At 37.8% G+C, this 26,080-nt stretch carries 29 protein-coding genes and 2 pseudogenes; 4 read left to right on the plus strand and 27 right to left on the minus strand.

Translation table 11 applies throughout. From position 1 onward, the window contains the following. Positions 1-210 precede the first annotated feature (210 nt). Together ABWP91_RS19270 and ABWP91_RS19275 are read right to left on the minus strand one after the other, a co-directional pair. Entirely contained in the window at positions 211-531 is a 321-nt protein-coding gene (locus tag ABWP91_RS19270) for a helix-turn-helix domain-containing protein (protein WP_353244615.1), read from the minus strand. A 784-nt stretch (positions 532-1,315) separates the two neighbouring features. Further along, positions 1,316-1,801, minus strand: coding sequence for a cold-shock protein (locus ABWP91_RS19275; protein WP_353244616.1), 486 nt, complete (start codon positions 1,799-1,801; stop codon positions 1,316-1,318). Positions 1,802-1,980: 179 nt separating this feature from the next. On the opposite strand from ABWP91_RS19275, the gene ABWP91_RS19280 reads away from it, so the two are divergent. Then, a complete protein-coding gene (locus tag ABWP91_RS19280) occupies positions 1,981-2,679 on the plus strand; it encodes an RluA family pseudouridine synthase (protein WP_353244617.1) in 699 nt (232 codons plus the stop codon). A 286-nt stretch (positions 2,680-2,965) separates the two neighbouring features. Here the strand turns inward: ABWP91_RS19280 and ABWP91_RS19285 are convergent, their stop codons facing one another. The 11 genes from ABWP91_RS19285 to ABWP91_RS19335 form a co-directional block, all read right to left on the minus strand. Then, positions 2,966-3,505, minus strand: a complete 540-nt coding sequence (locus tag ABWP91_RS19285; protein ID WP_353244618.1) for a DUF2058 domain-containing protein — start codon at positions 3,503-3,505, stop codon at positions 2,966-2,968. Positions 3,506-3,652: 147 nt separating this feature from the next. Then, entirely contained in the window at positions 3,653-4,711 is a 1,059-nt protein-coding gene (locus tag ABWP91_RS19290) for an alpha/beta hydrolase family protein (protein WP_353244619.1), read from the minus strand. Between the two features lie 325 nt (positions 4,712-5,036). Continuing rightward, positions 5,037-5,351 (minus strand): hypothetical protein, encoded by a 315-nt coding sequence (locus tag ABWP91_RS19295; protein WP_353244620.1) that lies wholly within the window; start codon positions 5,349-5,351, stop codon positions 5,037-5,039. Positions 5,352-5,431: 80 nt separating this feature from the next. After that, positions 5,432-6,364, minus strand: coding sequence for a fimbrial protein (locus ABWP91_RS19300; protein WP_353244638.1), 933 nt, complete (start codon positions 6,362-6,364; stop codon positions 5,432-5,434). A 15-nt stretch (positions 6,365-6,379) separates the two neighbouring features. Continuing rightward, complete coding sequence (fimG, locus tag ABWP91_RS19305) at positions 6,380-6,883, minus strand: type 1 fimbrial minor subunit FimG (RefSeq protein WP_502935828.1); 504 nt, start codon at positions 6,881-6,883, stop codon at positions 6,380-6,382. A gap of 21 nt (positions 6,884-6,904) precedes the next feature. Beyond that, complete coding sequence (gene fimF / locus ABWP91_RS19310) at positions 6,905-7,441, minus strand: type 1 fimbrial adaptor subunit FimF (RefSeq protein ID WP_353244622.1); 537 nt, start codon at positions 7,439-7,441, stop codon at positions 6,905-6,907. 10 nt (positions 7,442-7,451) lie between these two features. Next, entirely contained in the window at positions 7,452-10,091 is a 2,640-nt protein-coding gene (locus ABWP91_RS19315; RefSeq protein ID WP_353244623.1) for a fimbrial biogenesis usher protein, read from the minus strand. A gap of 73 nt (positions 10,092-10,164) precedes the next feature. After that, positions 10,165-10,863, minus strand: coding sequence for a fimbria/pilus periplasmic chaperone (locus ABWP91_RS19320; RefSeq protein ID WP_353244624.1), 699 nt, complete (start codon positions 10,861-10,863; stop codon positions 10,165-10,167). 61 nt (positions 10,864-10,924) lie between these two features. Beyond that, positions 10,925-11,461: a fimbrial protein gene (locus tag ABWP91_RS19325; RefSeq protein ID WP_353244625.1), complete on the minus strand. Its 537-nt coding sequence runs from the start codon at positions 11,459-11,461 to the stop codon at positions 10,925-10,927. Positions 11,462-11,541: 80 nt separating this feature from the next. After that, positions 11,542-12,090, minus strand: coding sequence for a type 1 fimbrial major subunit FimA (fimA, locus tag ABWP91_RS19330; RefSeq protein WP_353244626.1), 549 nt, complete (start codon positions 12,088-12,090; stop codon positions 11,542-11,544). Between the two features lie 167 nt (positions 12,091-12,257). Next, positions 12,258-12,566: a helix-turn-helix domain-containing protein gene (locus tag ABWP91_RS19335; protein WP_206085185.1), complete on the minus strand. Its 309-nt coding sequence runs from the start codon at positions 12,564-12,566 to the stop codon at positions 12,258-12,260. A gap of 521 nt (positions 12,567-13,087) precedes the next feature. On the opposite strand from ABWP91_RS19335, the gene ABWP91_RS19340 reads away from it, so the two are divergent. Further along, on the plus strand, positions 13,088-13,450 hold the full coding sequence (locus ABWP91_RS19340) for a YibL family ribosome-associated protein (RefSeq protein WP_353244627.1): 363 nt from the start codon (positions 13,088-13,090) through the stop codon (positions 13,448-13,450). 203 nt (positions 13,451-13,653) lie between these two features. On the opposite strand, the gene ABWP91_RS19345 is transcribed toward ABWP91_RS19340, so the two are convergent. The 6 genes from ABWP91_RS19345 to ABWP91_RS19370 all read right to left on the minus strand — a co-directional run bounded on the left by ABWP91_RS19345 (position 13,654) and on the right by ABWP91_RS19370 (position 18,389). Next, positions 13,654-14,490 (minus strand): DUF932 domain-containing protein, encoded by an 837-nt coding sequence (locus tag ABWP91_RS19345; RefSeq protein WP_353244628.1) that lies wholly within the window; start codon positions 14,488-14,490, stop codon positions 13,654-13,656. A gap of 60 nt (positions 14,491-14,550) precedes the next feature. Next, positions 14,551-14,997 (minus strand): antirestriction protein, encoded by a 447-nt coding sequence (locus ABWP91_RS19350; RefSeq protein WP_272671116.1) that lies wholly within the window; start codon positions 14,995-14,997, stop codon positions 14,551-14,553. 169 nt (positions 14,998-15,166) lie between these two features. Next, positions 15,167-15,508 (minus strand): hypothetical protein, encoded by a 342-nt coding sequence (locus ABWP91_RS19355; RefSeq protein WP_272671117.1) that lies wholly within the window; start codon positions 15,506-15,508, stop codon positions 15,167-15,169. Between the two features lie 158 nt (positions 15,509-15,666). Next, a complete protein-coding gene (locus ABWP91_RS19360) occupies positions 15,667-16,131 on the minus strand; it encodes a YfjT/YkfB family phage-associated protein (RefSeq protein WP_272671119.1) in 465 nt (154 codons plus the stop codon). 302 nt (positions 16,132-16,433) lie between these two features. Continuing rightward, positions 16,434-17,321 carry a GTPase family protein gene (locus ABWP91_RS19365; RefSeq protein ID WP_353244629.1) on the minus strand — a complete coding sequence of 296 codons (888 nt, stop codon included), beginning with the start codon at positions 17,319-17,321 and terminating at the stop codon, positions 16,434-16,436. A 132-nt stretch (positions 17,322-17,453) separates the two neighbouring features. Continuing rightward, positions 17,454-18,389 carry a hypothetical protein gene (locus tag ABWP91_RS19370; protein WP_353244630.1) on the minus strand — a complete coding sequence of 312 codons (936 nt, stop codon included), beginning with the start codon at positions 18,387-18,389 and terminating at the stop codon, positions 17,454-17,456. A 646-nt stretch (positions 18,390-19,035) separates the two neighbouring features. Here ABWP91_RS19370 and ABWP91_RS19375 point away from each other — a divergent pair. After that, positions 19,036-19,611 (plus strand): rolling circle replication-associated protein, encoded by a 576-nt coding sequence (locus tag ABWP91_RS19375; protein WP_353244631.1) that lies wholly within the window; start codon positions 19,036-19,038, stop codon positions 19,609-19,611. A gap of 203 nt (positions 19,612-19,814) precedes the next feature. Further along, a complete protein-coding gene (locus tag ABWP91_RS19380) occupies positions 19,815-20,036 on the plus strand; it encodes a helix-turn-helix transcriptional regulator (RefSeq protein WP_353244632.1) in 222 nt (73 codons plus the stop codon). A gap of 111 nt (positions 20,037-20,147) precedes the next feature. Here ABWP91_RS19380 and ABWP91_RS19385 read toward each other — a convergent pair. The 8 genes and pseudogenes from ABWP91_RS19385 to ABWP91_RS19420 all read right to left on the minus strand — a co-directional run. After that, a pseudogene (locus ABWP91_RS19385) lies at positions 20,148-20,436 on the minus strand (IS3 family transposase); the annotation flags it as partial. Positions 20,437-20,458: 22 nt separating this feature from the next. After that, positions 20,459-21,541, minus strand: coding sequence for an IS110 family RNA-guided transposase (locus ABWP91_RS19390; protein WP_353244633.1), 1,083 nt, complete (start codon positions 21,539-21,541; stop codon positions 20,459-20,461). Positions 21,542-21,802: 261 nt separating this feature from the next. After that, positions 21,803-22,398: pseudogene (locus ABWP91_RS19395) on the minus strand (DDE-type integrase/transposase/recombinase); the annotation flags it as partial. Positions 22,399-22,638: 240 nt separating this feature from the next. Beyond that, positions 22,639-22,914 (minus strand): helix-turn-helix domain-containing protein, encoded by a 276-nt coding sequence (locus ABWP91_RS19400; RefSeq protein ID WP_353244634.1) that lies wholly within the window; start codon positions 22,912-22,914, stop codon positions 22,639-22,641. A gap of 505 nt (positions 22,915-23,419) precedes the next feature. Further along, entirely contained in the window at positions 23,420-23,917 is a 498-nt protein-coding gene (locus tag ABWP91_RS19405) for a FidL-like protein (RefSeq protein ID WP_353244635.1), read from the minus strand. Further along, positions 23,910-24,665, minus strand: coding sequence for a winged helix-turn-helix domain-containing protein (locus tag ABWP91_RS19410; protein WP_353244636.1), 756 nt, complete (start codon positions 24,663-24,665; stop codon positions 23,910-23,912). The genes ABWP91_RS19405 and ABWP91_RS19410 overlap by 8 nt, the downstream gene beginning before the upstream one ends. Positions 24,666-24,972: 307 nt before the next feature. After that, complete coding sequence (locus ABWP91_RS19415) at positions 24,973-25,650, minus strand: fimbrial protein (RefSeq protein WP_353244637.1); 678 nt, start codon at positions 25,648-25,650, stop codon at positions 24,973-24,975. Between the two features lie 92 nt (positions 25,651-25,742). Beyond that, positions 25,743-26,080: fimbrial adhesin EcpD family protein (locus tag ABWP91_RS19420; RefSeq protein ID WP_502935827.1), on the minus strand; the 338-nt coding region annotated here is incomplete at its 5' end.

The following is a 26,080-nucleotide window of genomic DNA, read 5'->3' on the forward strand; positions in this document are numbered from 1 at the left end:
GCATTAGCAACGGTTGCAAAAGAAGCAGCAATAACTGTTGATAGCAAAACAGATGCCATTTTTTTATTTAACATATTATTCTCTCTAATTTAAATTTATATCAAAAAATAATTACATAGTATAAAAAACACTTTTAACTGTGCTTTTTATAAAATATAATCAATAAAATAATCAGAAAGCCTGATTATTTTATTCTGATTTATCTAATGGCTAAAAATTATTTATGAAGTTTTTAGTAGAATAGCCTTTCCATGAAAGGTATTTATTTTTACTTTCATTTTTATCTGTTTTTATTCCAATCACTGATTCATCTTCAAGAAAACGGAGTACATCAACCCATCTTTTATCCAGTATTCTCAAAAATTGTTCTAATTGATCTAACGTAATAGACGTAGTCCCTATTTCATAACGTGAGATTTGTTGTTGGCTAATATTCATTAATTTAGCCATTTGCTTTCCCGTCATATTCTTTTCTTTACGGGCTCGTCTTAAGAAAATACCAACATGACTACTAATTATATTAGATTTCATTAACCACACTCCAATATAAAATAATTAATTAAACATTTAAGTTTCATTAATAATAAATACATTAAAATAAGAGTAAAAACGTTTATATCGATCGAATCGCTTTATTTGATAGGCGCAGACTATTAAATGTTGAATATCGATCACTTTAACTGATTGATATACGCATTTTATGGGTATTTAAGATAAGGGATGGATAATTAACTGCCTGATAAATATATTAATTAAATATTATTAGTATATTTTAATTTATGGAGGGTATTATTGCATGTAATTCCAAACGAGTAATTACTCTTATAAGGATTAAAACACATAAAGTTACATTGAATTACAAATTGACACAAAGTTCACTATCTCCAATCATATAAACTCATAATATGAGTAAAATAATAAACCATAAATATGGCTAGTTTTAGTTTTACTAATAAAAAATAATGACTAGCCCAATATTTATCTCTAAAAAAACAAAATTTTACCTTAATACGTCAATTAACGAATAAAGCAAAGCGTGGCTATCAGCCTATTCTCGTGCTAATTTTATTACTACCCATATTACGGGTATTCGTAAATTGAATTTATTATCGATATTTAGGCGATTATACGCTTAAGCCCAAAAGAGAATTCAGACTCTTAAACACACCACACGGATAATAAGTGTATTTACCTAGAAGAACAAACACTATTCTAATAGTAGAATAAAAGAAGGAATTTCTTCAGTAAATCTAACTAAAAAGCGCCATAGGGAATGGCGCTTCGGTACTTATCAGCTTTCTGTTCTATCCAAGTACTAATTCTTACATGAATTCAATCGTTTTACTGTTTCTTCAATATCAACTTCATCTTCTGAAAACGTCAATGTGGTGCCATGCAGCGTAGTGATAGCTAATTTTTTCAGTGAGCGCATATCACCGGGTTTAATTTCCGTTTTTGGGCGAATACTACTCATCAGCGCACCGACCGATAACACGGTATTGGCTTTATCAATACCCGCATCTGCAGGAACATCTTCACTGTATACGAGAAAAGATTTAATCGCTGTGATTTTCAAACGCTCACCTGCAATAAAAATATACTTGCTCTCAGGGATCACTTTAACAGCAAAAGCAGACAAGCCTTTATTGTTGGTTGTGGGTTCAAAGGTGACTTCAACGCCTTTTTTGATCAGTTCAGGGTTAGCAACCTTAATCACATGAAAATAACGGTTATCACCGTTCTCATCTTTGATAAATCCAAAGCCTTTATCGTCAAACCACGTTGTGATTGTTCCTTTCATTGCATTACCACCTAATTAATCGTTTATAAACTCAGTTTCTCTGACGGCAGTATAAAGCACAATGCGGGCTCAGACCATGCCTTTGGTTTTACGCTGAGGGTAAATTTCCCTGAGCCCAAAAGCGACGGTGAGAGAAAAATTAGCTATTATGTGTTGCCATTCTTTACCCAGAGAACTCGATGTCTACAATTATTGATACCTTTATTGCCCCGCCTTGCCATGAGCAAATTGATGTCCTCTATCAAGACGAACATTTACTGATTATCAATAAGCCTTCAGGGTTACTTAGCCTTTCGGGGAAAAACCCTCAGAATTTAGATTCTGTACATTATCGGCTGGTGAAGTTATTTCCAGATTGTACCCTTGTTCATCGCTTAGATTTTGGCACTTCAGGGCTAATGATCATTGCTCTCAACAAAGCCATCAATGCAGCACTTTGCCAGCAGTTTAGCCAACGCACCGTTGCTAAAGTTTATCAAGCGTTGTTGTGTGGGCACTTGGACGATAACGAAGGGATAATTGATGCGCCAATTGCAAAAGACCCTGCGCTATTTCCAAGGATGTCTATTGGCGAGGTAAATGGAAAACCTGCGCGTTCCCGTTATTTGGTGAAGGAACGCTTTCAACAGAAAATGGGGGATGGTACGACTGCCCCATTAACACGAGTGCAGCTCACCCCTGAAACGGGCCGCACCCACCAGCTACGTATTCATTGCCAATATTTGGGGCACCCCATTTTGGGCTGTGATTTATATGGCGGCCTGTGTTTACCTGGCACAGAGCATGCACCAAGGCTGATGTTACACGCCAGCGAACTGCATTTTATGCACCCAATTAGCCATAAACCGCTCCATATGATTTATGACAGCCCGTTTTAGTTGCCCCTAGGCGTATAACTTGAAGCTATCTTTTAATACCCTACATAATTCAATTTTAATACTCTAAATAGTTCAAATTGCAGCTAGGCGTCAAGTGAGGGCCCCTTAGGAGCATACACAAGTATGTGACTAAGGTGACCGAATGCAGACAACAACGCTGCGGTTTGAAATATGACGAGTATTTGCAGCTAGGCGTCAAGTGAAGGAGCCTTAGGAGCATACATAAGTATGTGACTAGTGCGAATGAACGCAGTCAACAACGCTGCAGCTTGAAGTATGACGAGTATTACCACATCAAATCATCTGGGATCTGGAACTCAGCATACGGGTCATCTTCATCCAAAGCCTCTTCGCTCAATGCGTTATTTAACACAATGCTGTCCACATCTCTTTGAGTGATTTTATCGGCCACAACCGCAGGAATAATCGCATACCCATTTACATCACTGTTATCAATGATTAAACGAGCAATCGCCAAGCGACCACTAATCAGTTGTTTTTGGGTGATTTTATCTACCATCACTTGTTTAATGACATTGTTGTCGGTGAAGTTAAACGCAATATCGCCTTTTGCTATCTCAATTTTATTCATTTCGATAAGCTGCTTCACTTGCGCTTTGTATTCTTTCGACAAAGCAACTTGTTTTTGCTGTTCGCTCAACTGCTTGTCACGCTCAAGCTGTGCTTTTTTGTTTTCTTCTACGGCTTCTCTCGCTTCACGCGCTTGTACCCGTGATTTTTTCGCGGTTCTTTGGACTTTTGCCATTTTTTTACTGGTGACCAGCCCTGCTTGTAGCATCTGTTCTTGTAAGGTGAGTTTTGCCATTTCTATTTCCGCATCAATCAAATTGTCAGTGAGATAATCAGGGATTATACCTGTAATTTTTGAGCCTGTACCGAGTCGAGGGAAGAGGTTGGTATGTGAATGTGAAAAATGCCACTTGAGGTGGCATTTTTCCTTATCTCAGACTATTTATGATCCACATATCGCTTTATATCTCTCTAAATCAGGTTTTTGATTTTTTACCCATGCAGTAATGAGCTTCAACCCATCCGCATAATAAGCATCACGCCCAGACCAAAGAAAATACCCCTTTCGCCATGCAGGCCAATCGCTTTCAAGCTGATAATTAAACTCAGGCGCCCGAAGTAAACCATGGCTTGCATTCGGCAATACAATGACGCTCGCTTTGGGGTCAGTAGCTAAAATAGACTGGTAACGGCATGCATCCAATTGTGCATCTACATTGAGATCATTCGCTCCCCAAACGGCTAATACACGCCCATTCATATTAGGAAGATCCAAAGAAGAATCACTCAGGTAATTTTTGACGACAAAATCAAATCGTTCCAATGTCATATCGGGGCGTTCTTTAGGGTTTTTAGAGCCCATGTCACCAAATATCGCATCATTTTCTTTTTGTTCTTTTGCCAATAAACGCTTAATTTCAGCGGGGGATTTTCCTTCCTGAGCATAACGCAGCCCTTGGTAATATTGACCTTGTTCACGCCAGTTAACCGCACCACCAATAATCACTGAAAAATCAGGATGAGATTGCTTAGCAGCTATAGGAATAACCCATCCCGCTTGTGAGAAACCGAAATAACCCACTTGAACATCAGGATAACGAGACTGCATTAGCTTTAAAGCAGTGACAGCTTCTGTTGCTCGATTTGCCATGGATTGGTTTAGCCAGTTACCTTGGCTGTGGCCTACGCCCGCCTTATCCCATGAGAAAATCGCAATATTAGCATCGAGAAGCGTATTAAATAACGGGTTATAACCGCTGTTCGAATAACGGTCTTGGGGCCCATCACCGTGAATAATAACGACTACCGCCGCAGGTCTTTTCTGACTTGGCAGAAGCAGAGTACCCGATAATGTTATTCCCTGAGATTCAAATGTCAGCTCTTCCTGAATTGCCTTATCAAACTCAAAATCATCTAAATGGCTAGTCAAAAATAATAAAGCGCAGACTGCCAATAAGAAAAGTAAAAAACCGATGACGATGCGCCCGATATAGCGATTCATTTTATTTCCCTCACGTTAATTTATGCTATGAAGCTCACTTCGTTATCTGCTTTAAGGGCATATCGTGATAATAAACAATTAGCTTCAGTTTTATAATCAAGACATCATCAAGGATAGCGACTCCACAGCCAAAGACCTTAAAACTCGATTAAAAAGCATTAGCTACACCCTATTTTCCTTTTATGTAGCCAAAATGCATTGAAGTATTTTTCAATTCCAGAGATCATCCAGAAACCATAAATGATGGGCAATCATATGGTTATTAAACAGGCTAAAATATCAGAGTTTACAATAAATGGTAAATAGTGAAGGTGATAGGCGTGTACTACCCAAATTGTTTTTCATAAGCATCGAGGTGATGCTTAAAAAATTTCGCGTATTCTTCGGCGGATTCAACTAAAACAGTGACCTCGATGCATTGCTCACCAAGGTCTGCTGAATAATCGTCAAACATGATAGATTTACAGGCAATTTCTTCGTTAGTTTCGTCGGTGCATAGGCTCAAATGCACTTTATTAATATCTGCGGTATAAAATACAGTTGGCTCCAGCATACCAAACACAAACCCCATCGGAGGATCTCCCCCTTCTAACGCAGTAATCCCAATCACCTTGTTTTTATATCGAATTATATATTTCATATTATGGCTCGCAATGGTGAATATTGGCGGGTGGAGAATTAAACCCCACCAGTGATTTAACCAATAATTCAACCGGCATGCTAATCATAAGTAAAAGTGACACCAATAATAGACTGCACTTTCCCTGCTGAAACTTGGCCTGAAGTGCGCCCATATCGTGCACTTAAGCCAAGGCTAACAGCACCTGTGGTGACCCTACCTAAAGCCACTTTTTGATTAACGGCTATCGCATTCCCATTACTGACCAGTTGAATACCGACGCCTTTTGCCGCATTTGTTCCTGAAAATGTATTCGCAAAAATATTTGAACGAGTATCTGTGGTCCCTGAAAGATAATAATACAGGTTTTGCCCTGAGGCACAGTGGACCGAAAGCGGAACAGGTGCTGTGCCAGGGTATTCGGGTAGATTTACAATAACATTTCGTGAAGATACATCACATCCACCAATAGGAATGAGTACATCATTATTGGTGTAGATGTTCCATGTAAAGGTAGCCGTCCGTACATTTCCCCCTCCAATAATATCAGAGCCCACCTGATGCATAACAAGTGTGGCAAAATGAGAGCCTTTTTTAATGGCAATCCCACCTGCGGCATTGATAGGTTTTAGGAATAGCTGGGTATTCCAAGGGGCATAACTCCCTAGCGGAAAACTTTGCTGATGAGTGGGTTGTATTAATGGAAACTTATTGTTGAGACCATAATATTTTAGTGAACCATCAAAGCTGGCAAGTGCCCCACCAAATGCAGACCCTCTAATCATACTCACCAAGTCCCGACGCGTTGTTGGTGCATCATTTTTACATGAAATGGATTGTGACAAGTCCACAACTAGATTTTGCCCGGGCTGCACACTAGGCTGTAGGTTTACATAAACATCTGCGATTTTCGTACCTTTATCGCTATTTACAATGTTACCCGTAGAATCTGTACAAGTGAAAGCATAGCTCAAAGAAATACCCACGGTATAAATCGTTAAACCTGCTGCAAATAACTGAACACATTTTTTTATATTCATAATATTAACTCATTGATAAGTATAGGTAACATCAATAACAGCCTGTATATTCCCTTGAGTAGCTTGCCCTTTGACGGAAAGCGCTCTGACTTGCAAAGGAAAACGGGTGGATAATGAAGAGTCGTTAACTTGCAGTTTTTTTTGCGCACCATTGTTTAAGTTATTACCCGCTGTATCTTGGAGTTGTAGCTGAATATTGCCTGCTGTTCCCTGATTTTTATAATAACCTGTCGTATCAGCGATACCGCTGAAAGTGGCGGTCACCGTGGACGTTCCTACAGGGCAATTGACTAAATCTAATGAAATGGGGTGCCATATTGAGGAAGAACCTGGCGTGATTAAATTAAAAGTGTATAAATCACCTAAATCAACATTGGCACTCGTCGTTGCAACAGTGCATGGCTTCGCAACAACACTCCCATTCACTGTAATCGTCACATCAGCGGCATATGAAGATGTGGCTAGTGAAAATAAAATCAGCCAGATAAACGGGGCTGCTCCCTTCCATTTAATGTTCATGATGACATCCTCTGCTTACTGAAACTCAAGCGTAAAAGTGGCGGTAGCTCGAACATGCCCCGCTGTGACCGGTAATTTAGACGCCATTAATCGAGCATAAAAATGCAGTGTATTATTCTTACCTGCCACTAAAGGGGTCCAAACTATGTTGTTACTGGTAGCATTGAGCGCGAGTGGTTTTCTGGCACCATCTAAAATTTGTATACCTGCGCCTGATGCATTGAGGCTTCCGGGGTCTAACGCCAATAAGGTCTGATTGTTGGTATCCGCAATTCCCACAAAACCCACTTTCACCGCAGTAACCGAGTTGCCACAAGGGGTGAGCTCAATATTAAATGGAATGACAGGGGTCACTTCCCCCACAGCATAAAGTTGTTTCACCGCGTTATTAAGTAAATCAACAACTTGGCTTTGCGACCCCGGTGCAACCGCACACGTGTTATCTCGCACATACCCTTTAATGTTGATCGTACTGTCTGCCGCATATGCACTTTGAGATAATGATAAAAGTGCAAATAGAGAGGCAGAAAAAATCATGAACTTATTCGGCATTATTGGCTCCTTAGCGGCACAGTGCGCGGTACTTACTGAGCATCTCGTGTTGGCTTTGCTCAGGTAATGTGTAGTTAATCTGGCACTGTGAGTCAGGACCTTCTCCCCAGCGGGCAATAAGACGACCAGAAAGTGATAACCCCGTTAAGTAAACTTGACCGTCATCAGCAACAATGCTGCTACCATTGTTATCGCTTGAAGAAACAATCGCACCAAATGGCACAGGCTTTCCGTCATTTTTTAGTAATGTCATCAGTACTTTTACCCCAATTCGAGGGTGAAAATCAGCGCGAACAACTGCACCTCGAGTAGGAACGACACTGACAACGGGGTCTTCTAAATCGACATTATTGGCTAATGTGTTGGTATCCAGCGCAATACGGTTTTCTCGGTAATCGGTGGCATAAGGTAAGATGGCATAGCCACGCCAATCAGTATTAACCCCGGTCTGGTTTTCAACTTTTACATTTCCCGCCCCCGGTGCTTTCACGAGGACAACAGTGTCATTCATTGGCTGACTCAGCGTGATGCCATTAGCATGAGCTAACACACCACCACTCAGACCATAATACATTTGGCGTACGTTATCGGTATAACTGTAACCCGCGTTAGCATTGCCATATGTACCGCGATAATTCAGCGCCGTGTAACCAGATGCCGAAGAGTTACCTTGGCCGCCCCCTGCATAGCCTGTTTGCACGTTATAGCTTAAGTTATTATCTTCAAGTAATGTGCCATAAAGGCCTGCCATGCTAGTGATACGGCCTTTTAGGTCATGGGAGGCGTTATAACTGGCACTCGCATTACGCCAAATTGATTGGCTGTCAGATCGCATCCAATAGCTAAATGGGATATTCACATTCATCGCTAACATCTGGTCATTTGCTTCTTGCCAAGAGTTCTTAGACAGACTGTAATTGATCCCCCAGCTAATACCTTCAATCAGTGTATTGAAACCAACCTGTAAATGTTTATCAGACTTACTCGTGTTCCAATACGTTTCATGGCTTCCTGTCACATACAATGTTGATTGCTCACCTAATTGTTGGTTAAGGCTTAGCTGGATTTTTTCACGTTTGTTATAGGCTAAATTATAGTAATCCGAGAATGTTGGAGTGACTTGAATGACACCATCTTGTGTCGCAAGGCTATAACCATTCATGCGCTTATAAGTGGTATCCGCAAATGAATAATAGCCTTTGGTTGAATAACGATAGCCAGCCAATTGTATGGTTGTGCCCGTTTCATTCATCGACTTGTTATAAAGAAAACGAATAGATTGCCCTTGATGATTGCTATCGTCAGGCAGCTTCGCATTTGCCTGTGTAATATCGATAGACAGCGCACCAAATACACCAATGTTTTTCCCCATACCGATGTTGAAGGATTGATAGCGACTAGCGAGTTGCGAGCCGCCATAAAGTGTCCACCCGTATGATAAACCTCTCATTAATGTCGCTTGCATAAAACTCGGTTTTTCTTGCTGGTCATTTCCTGCTCGGTAATCACCCGCAGTGACTGCATATTGGGTATGCCCTTCCCTTTGAAGTAATGGTACAGATGAGTAAGGCACCGTAAAACTTTGCACCGAACCATCCGCTTCAGTAATACTAACGTTGAGGTCACCACTGTTTCCTGCGGCATATAAATCATTAATAATGAAAGGCCCTGGCGGAAAAGTATTGCGGTAGATTTCATAGCCATTTTGTTTGATGGAAACATCAGCCGTACCACGAGCAATGCCGCGAATAACTGGCGCAAACCCTTTTTGGCTTTCCGGTAGCATATTGTCATCAGAAGCTAGCTGAATTCCTCGAAAGTTAAAGCTATCAAAGATTTCACCGGGGGTATAACTGTCACCTATTGTTAAGCGGGAGCGTATCTGATTTATCCCACGCTCTAAATAGGTATTAATATGTTCCCAACGAGTTTCAGTCGTCGACGTTCCTGAGCTGTGACTCCACGTCGAGTTATCTCGTAAGCGCCATGCCCCAAGGTTTAGCCCACTTTGCATGTTTAGGTAGGTATAGCTACTGTGCTTACCATTTTGGTTACGCGCACTATTTCCCGTTAAACTATAATTTAAAATACCTGCCGTAATACCCGAGTCCCAATATTCCGGGGGAATAAAGTCTCGAGCTCGATTAGCCATAAATATTTGTGGAACCGTAATGTAGAGCCGTTGCAAACCGACATCAAAGCGTGCTGTCGCGTCTTCAATAAGCACATTCAAAGGCTGGCAGTTATTTTGCTCTGGGGTATTTGTTCCTGAAATCGCGGGTGTATTAACACCCATTTTTGCTAATTCGCCGAGTGTGAAACAAGGCATCAGCTGGCGTTCATTTTTATTTGCAACGAAACGAACATCTTTGGTTGATAAATAGCCATCATTCAAATAAATATCAACACGATAGGTTCCTTCTGGTACTTCTTGACCTTGCTCAAAAGCAGATAGGTCCGCAACAGCAGAAGGGTCATCTGCTAAAAATCGTGGATTAAAGTAGAGTTCTGCCTTAGCCCAAGCAGGGTACAGGCAAGCACTAATTAATAGCGTCAATGGAATTAAGGGAAAGTGGCGTTCGGATATATATCCAAAAAATGATTCTTTTCCCGAAATGAATTGCCTTTTTTCAGATGCCAGATATGACATATTCCCTCTCCCTGAACAACCATGTCGCCCAGTAAGTTATTTAAATCAAAGTAGTAGTGAGTAAAAAACGTTTTTACTGGATGTTTCCGGTCATTTTGGGAGTTAACGCACCATAGTCATTAATCGTTTGGAAAGTAATGCCACCATTCGCATTGGTTGGCGCAGAGACAGATGCTTCACCAAACGGAGGAACCAATACATTATCGAGTTTGGTTGAACCGATATTTAATGACGTTACCGTTGCGTAATAAGGTGTAGGATTAATGACGATAACGGTGCCAGCTTGGCGTCTAAAACGTAATGATTCCGCAACAGTTTCAGGTGAGACAGATAAATTGGTCGGGCGATAATACAGTTTGATCCGGCTAATGATGGCTAATTGAAGCATATTTTCATTCTGTTTGGATTTATCCATGGCAGGAATGGCTTTTACATTTAGCCAGAAAAGACTTTCTCTATCTTGAGGTAATTGATTATTAGTTGCGTCAATAATACGCAATGTATTTTCTTTTTTACCTTGCATGGTAAATAAGGGTGGCGTAACCGCAAATTGGCTATCTTTTTTCCCTGATGTATTCTCTACCCAAGATTGAATAAGAAAAACGCTTTTTTCATCATTATTTGTCACTGCAAGCTGAACTTGTTTTTGCCCAGCGGGGTAAATAACACGTGTCGCGCCTAATGCAACACCGGCATATGCCTGAGTATATATATTTGAACAGAGTAATATTAATAAGGCGCCAATTAGTTTGCGGATTGTTACGTTTTTCATTGTTACGTCTGTCCTTTTCTAACAAAAAGTTAAAGAGATATATAAATTATTTGCAGATGTTTTATTCATAGGTCAGCGAAAAAAGAGCCTGTGCGTTTGCCTTCCCACCCGTAATTTGATAACTCGTCGCGCGATATTTAGCGATAAAGTGCAATGTCATATCACCATTAATAACGCGAGCCATTTTCCGAGGGGCACTATTAATAGGAATTAAGGTATTAGCGGAATCAAAGACAGCGAGCCCTATACCACTGGCACTATTCGGGCCATCACCAATAGCAAAAATATCTGGGTTGCTATTATCTGCAATCCCCGAGAAAGTGATAGAGACATACTCACTCGCGGTTTTGCTGCATTCGCGTAAATGGATATCAAATAGAACAGGCGCGGTTTCTTGACCTGGGGCAGTCAACATATTCGTTCGTAGTTGTCCCATATTTACGGTCAAGTTTTTGTCTGAAGTCTCAACACTACACGCTTGTGCTATAAGTTCTCCTTGGAAGCGCATTCCTCCACCCGGTAACTGAACATTCCACTTGTTTCCAGCCTCAAGGAGTGGGGCGAATAAAAGTAGTAGCGCAAATATCACCTCTCTCATGAGCCTTTACCTTTCTAATTTTATTGATAAATAAAGCCATCCTTGGCTAACTAATTAGATATCCTAAATCTGCTTAAAAATTACTCGTACTGAACAGAAAATGTTGCATCTGCGTTTGCCACACCCGCGGTAGTTGTATCAAGTGCATAGTAACGAGCTTGGAATGGCAGAATGTTAGTGCCATCTTTCAATGTCATCGCGGTGCTAAATGTTGCACCATCAAGGCCTAGAGGAATGCTTTTAGAATCTAAAATTTGGATACCTACATTCGTTGCAGAACCCGCAGCAGAAGAGGCTACAGATAGAACCGTCGGGTTTGCTGCATTTGCAGACACACCAGTAAATGCAACTTTTGCAGATGTCGCAATAGTGGTATCACAGTCATTTAATTGAATTTTAAAAGGAACAGGCGTACTCACATCACCTGTTTGCGCTAATTTAACAGTACGAACTTGACCAAGCCGCACAGTTTGTTCAACGGAGTCCGCGTCAACAGCACATGCCGCATTCACTAGATCACCTTTAAAATGAACTGTGCCACCATTTACTGTCGTTGTAGCAGCAGAAGCCAACATTGAAGATAAAGACAGCGCAGCAGCGATTGATAAAGAAATAACTTTAAATTTCATGAAATTTACCTTTTTATTAATATTTCCTAATGGACATGTGTACTACAAAAACTTTTATTAACGCGTGACGAATAGAATCATTAGATTTGAAACCTAATGATTATTTTAATATTGATAAACACTTTAAAATTTTATTAATAAATATAATTTTAAAAAAAGAGAAATAACTATCTCTTTCTTACTGTTATAAATGAATTTTCATACGTTGGTTTTTCAGGTTCACTTTTATAAAATGTTAGGATATTTTCCATAAAATATTCTATATCACAGTTTTTAAGTCCTAGAGCAAATAAGAAATTCATTAACCCATCAATAGTTAATGTATTTGTTCCACACTCATAACGTGAAATTTGTTGTTGGCTTATATTTAAGCGTGCACCAAGTTCAGCTCCCGTTATTCCCAACGATTTTCGGTAGCATCTTAATAATGAACCTATATAAATGGAAATATTGTGAGATCGTGGTTTATCCAACATCCTTCCTCCGGTTTGTTTATAATAAGTGACGCTTTAAAACCGATGCTATTACTAATGGGCTATAAAATTTCACTTAGTGTAAACAATGAAAATGAGTATTGGCTAATCGTTTTGGTCGATCAAATACCCATCAATTAATAGAAATTAACAATCAATGAGATAACATTGATCGCCAAAACTTATCATAAGTCAGGTTATTAGAGGGTATATTTATTTTATATTGACAGATTTATTCACACATACACGCCATTGAGTGTATCTGTATTTTATACTTATCGTAAATTTCAAACCTTTTTCGAGTGTATATGGGGCGTTTTTTAAGATAGAATTTAATAAAACCAAAATTATAAGATAAATCCTATTCGTTTATTTATTAAATAAAACTTTATTCTCACAAACATTTAACTATTTTTTACATCCAAACCAAAATTTTTACGTTGCAGTCCCCCCATCCCTTTTCACCCTCCCTCTCAGAATAGTGTATACTCGCCGACAAGAAATTTACTCACGGTTAACTAATAATGAAAGAAATCGAAAAAACACAAATTAAACTTCTCAGCGATCGTTTAGACCTGATTCGCCATCAGATGGCAAGCCTGCAGCTAACCAACGATGCGGAAAAATATGCAGAGCTTGAGAAAGAAAAAGCCACGCTAGAAGTTGAAATTGCTCGTCTGAAAGCGTTGCGTAACAAGAAGCTAAGCAAAGAAGCGCAAAAACTGGTGGATATGCCATTCAAACGCGCTATCACTAAGAAAGAACAAGCTGATCTTGGCAAACTGAAAAAATCCGTACGCGGTTTAGTGATTGTCCATCCAATGACTGCATTAGGTCGCGAAATGGAGTTAGATGAAATGACGGGTTTTTGTAAATCTGATTTTTAGTTAGGAAACCGCATTTGGCGGAGATCACAGGAGTCGCATATAGATAAAAACAATATGATTTAAAAAGAAATTATTAATATGGATAAATAATTAACCCCCAAATGCACCCCCAAAGCAAAAATCACACCTAAATTAAAAATCTAGTTAAGGGGCTAATGAGTGAGTTGTTAACGAGATAATTATACCTCCTCATGACCCTTCTGTTAAATAATTTGCCACCCATTAAAACACTCATACATCTTTTCTGTCATTACCCACAGTGCCTTGTTCAATTTAATATCCCCATCAATACCATTCACTGAACGAGTGCGAGCGCGCTTACCTTTGGCATTTCTGCCCGACAATCCCCCTTTAATTAAATTCTCCTGCAAACGTTGAAACACCGTCCAGAGATCGTTCTTCTTATCCTCCCAGCGACGAGACTGTAAAACTTGCGCCTCAGTAATAGGCTGATACTCCTCTCCAAAACGATAAGTTAAAGCTGCTTGCGCCAAGGCTCGCTGTGCTGGTGCCGATAACAATAGTGACTGCATCTGTTCGCGCTTTTCTGCCACCGTATCAAAGGTTTCCAATACTTCATAAGCCCCTTCAATCACCTTGCCTACCACATCGCCTTTGTGGGGTACACGCACTTCACCAAATGTGTCTCCACAGACTAAACCATTTTGACACACGGCTCTAAATAAGCCCGGTAACATCTGATAGCTGCTTGAGCCATCATGGCTATTTAAGAGAATAATTTCAGGCACTTGTACTCCTGTAATTTGATCATGGCGACGTAACCGTAACATATGCTTGGTATGCTCTCGACGACTGGTATCACGTACACGAGTCTGGCAGGCAAAGAACGGATAGAAGCCTTCTTTTCGAAGACTATCAAGTAAGGTAATGGTTGGGATGTAAGTATATCGGTCACTTCTGGATTCGTGTTTTTCTTCTGAGAAAACACTCGGTACAGTACGAAATAATTCTTCTGTAGTTAACGGGCGATCGCGACGAATGCTATTCGCCGCACCAAAGCGGGAAGCTAAACGAGTCATAGTTAATTTCCTTGAATATAAATAAGATAGGTAAAACTGAAAGAGTGAATTAAGAGGGAGTTAATCGATAAGATGGAAAATGGCTGAACTTTCAGGGTGTTGAATAGCGTAATCACGAAGCTGATAGAAACGCTCAACTAGGACTTCACTTTCCGTTCTAAATGACCACTGGCTATACAGCATCAAACAGATGGCAACGCCAGATGCTTCTGGGCTGAGTTCCGCTTCGTTGCCATTATGCATATTGAATAGCGTGAGTTTTTCAGGGGCCAAATCAGGATAAATAAATGCACCGCCGTTGGGTAATGTGCAGTATTCCCAATAGCCGCCAGTGTACTCATCACAAAACTGCCCCATAATAGTGAAAATCACTACTTCAAACGTGGCGAAGCCTTTCACTGTACCAAAGTGGCTTTGCCAGAAATTTGGTCTAGCTGAAAGCGGCACGACATTAGCGAGAATAAATGAGTTTGGTTCTAGCGCAGAAGCAGAATAAGAGGAAGACATATGATTTCTCCTGTTAATAAATTAATAACGGGTAATAAAAATGATGAGTGAACAGGACTAAAAACCAGCTGTTTAACTACCGATACCTAAGAAGTGCCATGACGACAGTAAACAAAAAGGCCTGCTGATAAGAAGCAGGCCTTTAGTGGTAAAAATTGACATGATCACATTAGGGATTGAAATCAAATGTCCAAACGCCTTGGTTGGTATCCACGGCGACCTCGATGACATTGCACGGTACTCCTGGGCTTTTACCCGTAAATAGACGTGTGTAGGTATTACCAAAATTCAGCCTAATGGGCTTCCAAGGACGGTATTCCGCATCCTTACAATTTCCGCGATTAACTAAAATTTTTTTGATGACCACGCTATCAGCGTTTGAGGTGATATAGATTTTACTGTATGAACGCCCGGCATTGCTGGGCCCTTCACTGAGTCGAATAGGCGCCTTTTCTGCATAGGCGAAACACGTCATCAGCCCCAGCGAAAGTGCAAAAGTGAGTTTTTTCATAATGAGTATCCTTATGATGGAATGAGCATAAAAATCACGGATATGTCGGACTTGAGCTCGAATAAGGGGACATCCCCCACTCGATTAATGCTGTCACGGTTTTTACTATCCCGTGGCTTCAGTGAGCTAGGTCTCTTATCGTTGAGTCCAAAGGGCACTTAGAGGATAAATTGAGTCCAGCAGCCGTTTTTTCCCATTTCAGGGATAATGCTTGCTGCTCCCTTTAAGGTAAAAGTCACGGGCTTCCCGCCGTCAGCGGAAACGGTGACCTGTTTTTCATGACGTAAATTATCCCAAGCAACTTCGACATGACTTGAGCCGGCTCTGCTTGCGCTGTCACTGATTTGATATACCTCCTTTCCATCAAATTTCATTTCCAAATATTGACCCGTATCCATGAGGGTTTGATGACCATTGCTATCCGTAAACATAATTTGAATGGGTTTATCCCCTTTGTCTTCACAAGACAGATAAAGCTGAGATTGGCCCTGACCCAGAATGACAAACTCGGTCACGCCTTGTGTTTTGTTACTCGTCCAAGTATGTGAGTTACCAAAAGCGTGAGTGAATGTCGGTGTTAAAGCCGAAATAAAAAGTGCAGAAACAATAAGTTTTGTTTTCATGATATTTTCCAATTAGTGATTTTGCCTATTCAGATAAAAGGCTCTAAGACTTCATTAATACGAATAGAAAGTGAGTGCTCAACAAATAACTGATGGCTCTCAATTCTTAATAACGTGACAAGCCCTGCGATTATCGCATTGATTTTTATGATTAAATTCAAAATACTGATACATCTAAGAGATTGTATCGCCATCATTTCGATGTAGATAATGAAAAAAACCGATCGGTTCGATCGACAAATTCGATCATGACAACGTAAAATCGTTTATCGATGGCCCAATATGACAGTCATTTAATTGAATTAACTAAAGAAAAATGACCAGACTGAGCGCGCTGCTTTAGCAATATGATGAGTTGTTAATTTTAGGGCCTGCTGAGCGATTTGGGGAAGTGGAGCGAAATCAATCACGCGCTCAATGATATCTACGACCGTATCACCGAAAGAGCTACGTGCATGATTGATAACTGCTGTGGTCTGATAGGCATTTTGTAGATGTGGGATTAAGGGACTACATGCCTGCTTTGGGAGACGAGTAATAATCGCCTCCACCAATTGGGGGAGATGATATCGGCCTTTAACAGATATCGGAATGATGGTATCTGCAGAGATATGCATTTGTTTGGCGATAGCATGTCGTTTCAATGTGATATGAGCTTGCTGCTGTTTTGAAGGCTGTGCGGATGCCCAGTGCCACTGCTCGACAGGCTCTATCTTATCAACTTGATTCAAAATCCAAGTAATAGCCGGTAGTTCTCCGTTATACTCCGTGAATACTGTCTGATAAAACTGTTCTTCAATAGAAAAAGCACGATCATCGGCTTTGAGCACCCAAAGCACCATGTCGAGTTTAGGTATCCACTCACGATAGAGTTCACGATATTCCTCATCACGCTGTTGGCTTTCTCCGACACCCGGTAAATCAACTAGCGTTAGTGTGTGCCGCCCAAAGCGTAACTTGACCTGTTGGGGCTGCCGAGTACAAGCTTCAACAGCATTGACAGCACAAACTTGACTGCGAAATAAGGCATTACACAGACTGGATTTTCCTACGCCAGTTTTTCCCATGATGCCAATCACAGGCTGATAGGTAACAAGCTGATTGAATTCTTTTAATAAGGTTTGTCGTAGTGAACGGGGGTAACGCCGTAGGTGACGGCGAATAAGGGCATAGCCCGATAATTTTTTCATATTAGCCTCAAAATAAATCAGCCATCATAATGGATGGCTGGTGGTTTATTGAGATATCAAGGATGAGATATCACTAAAATGATATATATCTGAAAAAATTTTAAATTAGCTATTTAATATAAAATAGAAAGGCTATCCTTTTTTATCATACTCACGCTCTATCAAGGCATTGACGACTTCCTTTTTTGACATCAAATTAAATCGTTTTTTAAGCGCTTCTAACTTTGGAATATTTTCCCTTTTGATATCAAAATGCACATCAACATAACCTTCTTTATTCCTTCTATTTTTCCAAGAGGAAAGCGCATTAGCCATTTTCATTTTTAAATTCTCGGCAGCTAAACCACCTGAAAATGATGATTTATATAAAAAATCAAATAAAGCAATGAGTATGTACTTTTTATTAATCGAGTATTTATCACTGAGACGAATAAAAAAATCTATATCTTCACGCATTATATCTTCAGTGAATCTTAGTTTTACTGAATCTCTCAAATAATTAAGGCAGTATTTTATTTCGTCTGAATCATGAAGTTTTGACAACCATGGGAAAACTGGATTTTGGAAAACTGGAGTATGAGAATCATGCATTATCTCCTCTATTTTACAATTAATTCCATAATCTTCCAATCTTTGTTTTGATTTATCAAAAAAAGCGATTATAGAGTAATAAATAGAATTTGAATCAAGATTAATGTAATTTTCATTTTCTATTTTGTACCGATAGGAATCACCCTTTATTAAAATTTCAAGTAAAAAGTGGAAACAAGCACGACTATCATTTTTAAGCCATCCAAATTCATTTTCATTGCATGCTAAGTTCTCATAATCATCCTGCATGTCAAAAATAATGCTCTCATCGTTAATTTTCATTAAGGCATTCTTAATTTGGTTTCTAATGTCCTTTATATTCCCATAATCAATATTTGAAATATATTTCTGACCAATACTATCTTCTTGCAAATAATGGATATAGTAAACCAACTCTCTTTCAGCACCTTTTATTAATTCATTGCATTTAAATAAGAACTCTTGTTGTTTTAAAGAATCACTTCTGCTTGAACCCATTACACACCCCATGAATCACGCCATGACAATTGCGTGATTATAACATGCAATAATCGTTAAATATAACTACTTTTCACCTGAATTTTCAGTGATATTCACATGCTAAAACTAATGGAAAATAACGTTTAAATAGGGATTTAATGTGGGGTTTAGACATTTTATTGAGCGTATTTTTTAAATTATATATCATTTCGAACGTAGTAGGCCAGAATAACAAAAATAAAATACACTATGACTTTTAGATTGGTAGCTCAAGGCCATTCAAAAATCACTCTGAAATGTTTCATTAAGGTTATTAGTATTATTTAATAAAGAAGACAAATTACTCATCTATCCATAAAGATAATACTGAGTTTAATCTAGTCACTTATTCACATCCATTACTATGAACAACAGCAATTAGATTAATGAAAGATGGGTTACACATAAAATCTTTCATTTTAATTTTATTAATCTAATTTCGAAAAAAACTTAAATTATTACCTGCTGATTTTTTAATCCTTACTAATTTAATAAGATTCCTTAGTAGTCTAATGATTGATGGCAAGTTCCCGACTAGAACTATCATGAGTTATTTTCTATTTCATTCAAAATTTAAATAGTACTGTTATCCCATGAGAAACATTAATCACTGAGGATAAAAATCATGAAAAGCACAATTAATTTTAATCACACACCGGACTATTTATTACAACATGAATTACTGAATCATCAAGATGATCTATTTGAACATTATTCAAAACTCCTAATGTTGCGTATCGATTTTGCTTATCGTAAAGACAGTAAATCATTTAAATATGCCGATATTCATCAAATCACTTCGGATATGACATTGTTAATTGAACAAGTAAAAGATATTTCTAGCATTGTAGGTTTTGCATGGGTATTAGAATATGGAGAGCAACATCGTTTGCATATTCACGCAGCATTTTACATTAATGGTCAACGTCATCAGAAGGTATGGAGTTTCTGGGAAAATATTCGCGATATATGGGACGAAGTTACTGAAGGTGAAGGTTATTCACACCACTGTGAACCAAAACCATATTATCCAGTTCGTGGTGAGCGTGTTATTAAACATTCCGATGAGAAGAGGCGCAGCGGTATGAAATATATATTAAGTTATTTAAGCAAAGACAGTCAGCGTACAGAACGCCGTATTTATCAGCTCAGCGATATTCCGACTGCAAAACAAATTGGAAGAAAACGAAATAAAAAGTAGGGGAGTGAAAACTGGCATCATAATTTCATCCCCCCATAACTCAGGGGGGAATTCTTCATACATGGGCAACAGTCATTAAGCTCGACCTAATCTTTCATGCTGAGTCAAAAATAACGCCAGTCAGTTATTGTTTGAAGGATTCCAGCAACTCCTATTATCCCTTTTCAAATCCTTCTCCTTTTTAATCATCGGAGAAACAAACAATGACTATTCAAACAACTGATACCCCACTACTAAGCGACCAATTTATTGATATGAAATTCATCACTAAGTTAACGGGCTTAACAGATAAATGGTTTTATAAGCTAATCCAAAATGGTGAATTTCCTAAGCCTATCAAATTAGGGCGTAGCTCTCGTTGGCTTAAAAGTGAAGTGGAAAATTGGCTGCTACAGCGCATTACTGAATCGAGAAAAAATAACTAGCTGTTTTATTCGATTATTATACAAATGTGTATTTTTTCATTTCTAAAACGCAGGTCAAGATTCATATCAACTTTAAAAAATCAATAAGTTATATTTTAAACAACCACCAATTTAGTAGACACTAACTAATCTTTCGTTATACCATTTTTCATAATCTACATGCGATTGTTGATTATTGGAACCGTGCCTGCGTTTAACGTTGAAGAGCATTTCTATATACTCAAAAATATCCATTCTCACTTATTTTCGTGTTGAGTAAACCTTTCACTTAACTCTTTTCCGTTTTAATAATTGAAAAAACTCTCTACAACTGCATTATCATGATAATTCCCTCTACGGCTCATGCTTTCTGTCCATGTTGTTTTAAAAAAGCATTCCAATCATTACTGGTATATTGGCTTTCTTAGATGCCCTTCTAAGAGTCAAGTCGTTATTTGTGTGCTATTGATCTGTCGACTCTGATTACGCAGCAGCGTATAAACCTCACGGGAGATATAACGCTTAAGGCAACGTAGTGCTTCCATTTTTGAATGACCTTCCGCTACTCGTTTTGCTACATATTCCTGTGTTCTATTGTTCGTGCGTAATCGGCCAATAGCAATAATATGTAAAGCACTATTGGCTGCACGGTCGCCTCCACGGCTGAGCCTGTGGCGATTTGTTTTACCCGAAGAGACTGGAACTGGACTGACACCACACAGCGCTGCGAAACCAGATTCAGAGTTCAAGCGCTGAGGATTATCACCGGCTGTGATTAGCAACTGAGACGCACATTCATATCCTACCGCTTTACGTTTGATTAATCCAGGTGCTAGCTCATCAACTATTGACATTATCATAATGTCTAAATCCGCTATTTCATCATGTAGCTCAAGATATCTTCGGGCTAGCGATTTTAGTGCAATACGGTAGGTATCCTGAACATTGCGATAGGCCGTAAGATCTGGCCGCCATGCGGCTAAGGTGCGGATCAACTGCATTCTAGTAAGGTAGCGTATTTGTTCACGTAGCTCATCTGGAGCTGATACAATATTCATCTGGATCATTTGTAATGTAATACGTCGTGCAGCAACAGCCGTTTTACGGCAAACTTTCAAGACACGTAATGCCTCAATCATGCCGCTTCTTGTTTTCGGTGTAACGGTGCGTATGCGTGAGAAAGCAGCGTGAGCCGCACTTTCTGCATCTATCGTATCACTTTTACCACGCTTACAGCGCTCCATTTTATCCGGTGCTGTGACTTCTAAAACTTCGATTTTGGCATTCTGGAGGTAGCGCAGTAAACCTACTCCATACGAACCCGTGCATTCAACTCCGATACGGGCAACAGTACCGAAAGAGGCCATCCAGACCAGCATTTGGCGATATCCCTGACGTGTTGTTGAGAAGAGTTTACTGCCTAAAACCCGATTATTTTGATCAACTACAGCAGCGACATGTAAATCTTTATGTGTATCAACACCACCAACGACAAATGATGAATTGACTTTTTTTACCTTTTTCATTGATTGTTCCCTGTTTCATTGATTATTCGTCATTTCTCCTGACGATAACCCGGACAGGACAGTAAAGAGACAAGCCGTTAGGCCCTTCTTGAGTCACGCGCATCGGTGAGGAGAAGCCTCGCACGAAGTACTTTCTTGTAACCGACAGATCCAGGGAAAGGCACATTGCTGGTCGTTCAGAGTGTGAGTTAGGAAACAAGAAAGTCTGCACTACATCAGTGTTCTCACCTATAAGGTAAAATAGCAAGTATGATGATGAAAACTGACAACGACATTATTACTGTCAGAGTGTACAAGTACATTATTTACAGGTGAGCGCCGACATATCCCCATTAGGGGAGGCATCTAAAACAAACTCTTTTGTCATTTTACTTTTCATTGACCAACCGATCACGCGTCTAGAAAATAGATCAACGATAACCGCCAGATATAACCATCCTTTATGTGTTCTTATATACGTTATATATGTTATATCCGTCACTCAAGACTGATTCGGTGCTGTGAGATTAAATTCTATTGCTAACTTATTTACGACTGTATTCCTTCTTGTTGCATCAGTCGATACACTTGATTGATACCACCAGTCTTCCCTTCTTTTCGTAGATCGCTATATATCTTTCAATAGCCATAAACGTAACCTGATTCTAACCAAAATTGTTTAATGAGCCCGAGAATATAATGACGGTGTTTGCTAATTTGCTAATTTGCTAATTTGCTAATAGAGTGTTTGATCCATGCATAAAGACTATGCGTTGTTGTGCTCAGTCGGTTAGCCACGCTGGCTACACTACGTCCTTTTCAACGACCTGTTTTACGGCTTCAATTTTGAATTCTTCTGGATATTTCTTGCTGCTCATAAACACCTCTCTTTTTACTATTTTGACTAACTAAAAAGGTGTCTATCAAGTCTTTGCCTATTTATTTTACTATATATTTTATGTAAATAGTGTAAAAAATGATATATATCAAACCTGATTAATTGGAATAATAATGTACTAAAATAGTGAAGGTGAATTTTTCCTACTAACATTTTTATTAGAGAAACTGAAGAGCTTTTTTTCTCCATCTAGTTTGTAAGAAAATAATTTTTTTACATGTTAGTAGTAGTTTAAATTGGACCTAATTAAAATTACGGATTTGAAATAATCTAGCCAGTCTTTTCCTAATACTCCGAGATAAGCATGTAATTGAACAATAGAAATGGCTGATAGGCCATTCTCATATCTGGATATTTGCTGCTGACTTAAATTTAATAACCCCCCTAGTTCTGAGCCTGTTAATGATTTTTCGACTCGAGCTGATTTTAAATATTTTCCTGTAGCTATTATAATATCCATATCATTATTTAATTTTTTATTACTAATATTTCTCATTGTATCCCCTCTAGTTTTCAATTTGAAAATAATTTCTATCATTAAGTTTTTCAATAGGAATTAAATTATAATTTTTAAATTGAAATGTAAAATCAATTCGAATAATTAAAAATACTTATATTGATAGCTTTTAACTATCAATATAAGTATAAATAGTTTCATTTAGCTATCAATATAAAATATAAAAGTATATAGCTCAATAAAAACAATGCATTATGATTTTTCTTGGAGTTTAGGATAAAATAGAAAAAATAATATATAATAAATTAAAATCTTAATTATAATTCTTTAAAAAGTTTTTTTACATAACTACAGATTGAATTCACGTAAACATACAAAATTATCGATGGTTATTCAGAATAAGGTTATCTATAACCTCAATAATTTAAAAATCTTGAGTTATATATGAATCAACAACTCAGGTTTTCGAAATGGTGTAATAGATAAAAAACACTATTTAAAATGTAACTTCAGTTATTACATGATGAATTTTACATAAAAATCTTTAATTAAATGAATTTAATTGACTCTGCTTTGTACATACAAAATAAGGGCCAAAAGAACTAGAAAAAAGATACCATTCAGAAGTTATTTCATTAATATCTACATATGCAATTGAATGCAAACTAAATGCTTTAAAGTACTGTTCAAAGATATTATCTGGAACATTATCATTTTTAGATTTTCTATCGTAAATTATAGTTAATTTCAAACCTGTTATATCATCTTTTGAAGAGTAATTGAAATGAACAATTCTATTTATTAAGTATTTTTTGTCTGTTGTTATTGTTCCGAATAGTTTAATATATCCAGTATGATCTTGATTTTTTACTAATTCCATTTTTAAATTATATGATGACTTACTATCAGGAAATATAAATTCAGAGAAAACTGTTGCTTCACAATATTGTGTTTTATTATATTCTAATTTCAAAAAAACAAATAATAAAACAACTATAAATGTAAATAACATCATTGTTGAATATAATATTTTATTAATCATACGAAACCTGCCAATTTATTCTACTTGAAATGCAATCTTTGTTTTTTCTACATTTAACTAATAAAGTGTAGTTATTTTTTTTTAGTTCTTGCATACTATAATAATAAAAAACATCAGAATCTTCACATGTTAAATTAAAATCAGCTAACTGTTTTTCTATATTTTCATTTGTATTTTTGAATCCATAAACAGGGCAATCTCCAATTGTGCTTATTTTATATGATTCTATCGAATTATATTGTTTTTTTATTCCGTACAATTGATAAAAAAGATAAATCATTACTAAAAATAGGAGAACACAAATTATTGATAGTATGTTTGCATTTGACTTATCAATAAATCCCCTCCCCCGATTTACTGGTGGAGAATAGAGTGCTATATCGCCTTCTGTTTTTTTATTATCAATTTTAGTTTTTGAGTTCTTAATTTTGATTTCTGGAGATAAAATAAGACCTTTTTTAGATATACTTAGAATCGCATTCTCGATCTGTATTTCTTGATGTAATAATTTCCTTAGCATACTAATATATTGGTTTAGAGTATTCATAGAAATTTTTAAATTATATTTATCTAGTATTTTTCTTAATATATCCTCACGAGTAATGGGGGTTTCATTATTTTCAATTAAAATTAGAAATATATTATTAAACACAGGAGTGAGCTTTGTCATACTACCTTCTATATCTAATCTAGATATTTCACCTAAGTCAGCATTATACTGTAACATGTTATTTAATATATATATCATAATGACCCTTTTTAACTATTAAAAATAAATTTTTAGCATGGTCACGTTTAGTTTGCATTTTGTATGTAGTCATTAAGTTATAGCTAATTTAATTTATTATACTACCCTTTTTCACAAACGCACAAAAAAAAATGTTTTTACATCAATTTATCTAAAGTGTTAGAGACGAAGTAATGAGTTTTATTTGACATGAGTAGTTGGTTCAATCTTGCTCAGCTTGGGATGCATTCATTGATTCTATAGCATAACCTATTGATCATGCTATTATGCTTTGACATATTTAGAATTTCCTATTAAAAAATTGAAATCATTCACAATTCCCAACTGAGTAATACTTATCAAAAATAACAATGTATTTTCGGCTTTTCTTTTTTAAGCGTGCATCGTTAAACTCTTGATTAGGCAACAAATAAAAGACGTAAGGTTCCGAGTCATCATCAGCATCACAGCTTTCATGCAGTAGCACTCTAAAGTAAGTATTCCCTGTATTTTTCAACACGCCTTCATTTGAATTGAGGTTGTATTTAAAGTCAGGTTTTTTGGGTCTCACAACAAAATAGGTTTCTAAGCTAACCGTTGGGTAAAATAATGGCTGCTTTTTTTCCCCGTCATCATTGCGCATATCCAAAGGCGTTTCGCTAATAATAATCTTATAATAACGCTCAGTTTCATCCGCTTGCCCTCGATAAAAAATCTTAAAAAACTCCTGTTCTCCCGGTAATAAAATTTTCTTCAATGGCGTAAAAATAATTTCACCGTTGAGTATCGGCTCACCCTGTTCTTGGCCACCTGGCTTATCAATTTTATAAGCGCTAAAATTATATAAATTCGTTTTTTTCGTATCATTAACGTATGGCTTAGAAAAAAACTCTTGCCCCGAATCCATCGAAGAAATATCTGAATTGATATATAACGCAAATGCGTTGTTGTAAAACGAAAACAACACCATCAAGAATAGGATTTTAAGCAAAGAGAAGCGTTTCATAATAAAAATCCGCTATTAAATTGAAGGAAGAATTGGTACCAATAAAAAAGCTACTTGCGTCTTTACAAGTAGCCACAAAATAGCCATTAGTGTTATTGAATATCAGGTCCCGTCCAAATCGCCTTAACGGTGATCGTCCCACTTGCTGAAACTGTCCCGAGCCAATCAATGCCGTCTAATGTGAAAAACGAATTAGCGTCATTCATTGGGAATGATAAGTCTAAATCAGTACGATAAAAAGAACCGAGATCTTCATTTGGCCGGTCCCAGGGGGTTTCCGCCCATAATGCGTTTTTCAATGAAATTTCATTATTATCACAACTAGCGCGGTATGATTCCTTCACCCCACTGCCATTTTTAAAGGAAAGATAGGCAGAAAAAGGCACATTTAATTTGTTATCGTTTGACGTAAATAAACAGTACGACTGGC

Origin of the sequence: Providencia sp. (genome assembly GCF_040396775.1) — a bacterium.
Classification (GTDB): domain Bacteria; phylum Pseudomonadota; class Gammaproteobacteria; order Enterobacterales; family Enterobacteriaceae; genus Providencia.

Excerpts from the sequence above, each read along its gene's own strand:
- ABWP91_RS19270 (WP_353244615.1), bottom strand. The coding sequence starts at position 531 with ATGAAATCTAATATAATTAGTAGTCATGTTGGTATTTTCTTAAGACGA.
- ABWP91_RS19320 (WP_353244624.1), bottom strand. The coding sequence starts at position 10,863 with ATGAAAAACGTAACAATCCGCAAACTAATTGGCGCCTTATTAATATTA.
- ABWP91_RS19410 (WP_353244636.1), bottom strand. The coding sequence starts at position 24,665 with ATGATATATATATTAAATAACATGTTACAGTATAATGCTGACTTAGGT.
- ABWP91_RS19285 (WP_353244618.1), bottom strand. The coding sequence starts at position 3,505 with ATGGCAAAACTCACCTTACAAGAACAGATGCTACAAGCAGGGCTGGTC.
- ABWP91_RS19405 (WP_353244635.1), bottom strand. The coding sequence starts at position 23,917 with ATGATTAATAAAATATTATATTCAACAATGATGTTATTTACATTTATA.
- ABWP91_RS19375 (WP_353244631.1), top strand. The coding sequence starts at position 19,036 with ATGAAAAGCACAATTAATTTTAATCACACACCGGACTATTTATTACAA.
- ABWP91_RS19290 (WP_353244619.1), bottom strand. The coding sequence starts at position 4,711 with ATGAATCGCTATATCGGGCGCATCGTCATCGGTTTTTTACTTTTCTTA.
- ABWP91_RS19360 (WP_272671119.1), bottom strand. The coding sequence starts at position 16,131 with ATGAAAACAAAACTTATTGTTTCTGCACTTTTTATTTCGGCTTTAACA.
- ABWP91_RS19370 (WP_353244630.1), bottom strand. The coding sequence starts at position 18,389 with ATGGGTTCAAGCAGAAGTGATTCTTTAAAACAACAAGAGTTCTTATTT.
- ABWP91_RS19355 (WP_272671117.1), bottom strand. The coding sequence starts at position 15,508 with ATGAAAAAACTCACTTTTGCACTTTCGCTGGGGCTGATGACGTGTTTC.
- ABWP91_RS19275 (WP_353244616.1), bottom strand. The coding sequence starts at position 1,801 with ATGAAAGGAACAATCACAACGTGGTTTGACGATAAAGGCTTTGGATTT.
- ABWP91_RS19345 (WP_353244628.1), bottom strand. The coding sequence starts at position 14,490 with ATGACTCGTTTAGCTTCCCGCTTTGGTGCGGCGAATAGCATTCGTCGC.
- ABWP91_RS19365 (WP_353244629.1), bottom strand. The coding sequence starts at position 17,321 with ATGAAAAAATTATCGGGCTATGCCCTTATTCGCCGTCACCTACGGCGT.
- ABWP91_RS19390 (WP_353244633.1), bottom strand. The coding sequence starts at position 21,541 with ATGAAAAAGGTAAAAAAAGTCAATTCATCATTTGTCGTTGGTGGTGTT.
- ABWP91_RS19400 (WP_353244634.1), bottom strand. The coding sequence starts at position 22,914 with ATGAGAAATATTAGTAATAAAAAATTAAATAATGATATGGATATTATA.
- ABWP91_RS19280 (WP_353244617.1), top strand. The coding sequence starts at position 1,981 with ATGTCTACAATTATTGATACCTTTATTGCCCCGCCTTGCCATGAGCAA.
- ABWP91_RS19295 (WP_353244620.1), bottom strand. The coding sequence starts at position 5,351 with ATGAAATATATAATTCGATATAAAAACAAGGTGATTGGGATTACTGCG.
- ABWP91_RS19350 (WP_272671116.1), bottom strand. The coding sequence starts at position 14,997 with ATGTCTTCCTCTTATTCTGCTTCTGCGCTAGAACCAAACTCATTTATT.
- ABWP91_RS19325 (WP_353244625.1), bottom strand. The coding sequence starts at position 11,461 with ATGAGAGAGGTGATATTTGCGCTACTACTTTTATTCGCCCCACTCCTT.
- fimF (WP_353244622.1), bottom strand. The coding sequence starts at position 7,441 with ATGCCGAATAAGTTCATGATTTTTTCTGCCTCTCTATTTGCACTTTTA.
- fimA (WP_353244626.1), bottom strand. The coding sequence starts at position 12,090 with ATGAAATTTAAAGTTATTTCTTTATCAATCGCTGCTGCGCTGTCTTTA.
- ABWP91_RS19335 (WP_206085185.1), bottom strand. The coding sequence starts at position 12,566 with ATGTTGGATAAACCACGATCTCACAATATTTCCATTTATATAGGTTCA.
- ABWP91_RS19415 (WP_353244637.1), bottom strand. The coding sequence starts at position 25,650 with ATGAAACGCTTCTCTTTGCTTAAAATCCTATTCTTGATGGTGTTGTTT.
- ABWP91_RS19340 (WP_353244627.1), top strand. The coding sequence starts at position 13,088 with ATGAAAGAAATCGAAAAAACACAAATTAAACTTCTCAGCGATCGTTTA.
- ABWP91_RS19315 (WP_353244623.1), bottom strand. The coding sequence starts at position 10,091 with ATGTCATATCTGGCATCTGAAAAAAGGCAATTCATTTCGGGAAAAGAA.
- ABWP91_RS19380 (WP_353244632.1), top strand. The coding sequence starts at position 19,815 with ATGACTATTCAAACAACTGATACCCCACTACTAAGCGACCAATTTATT.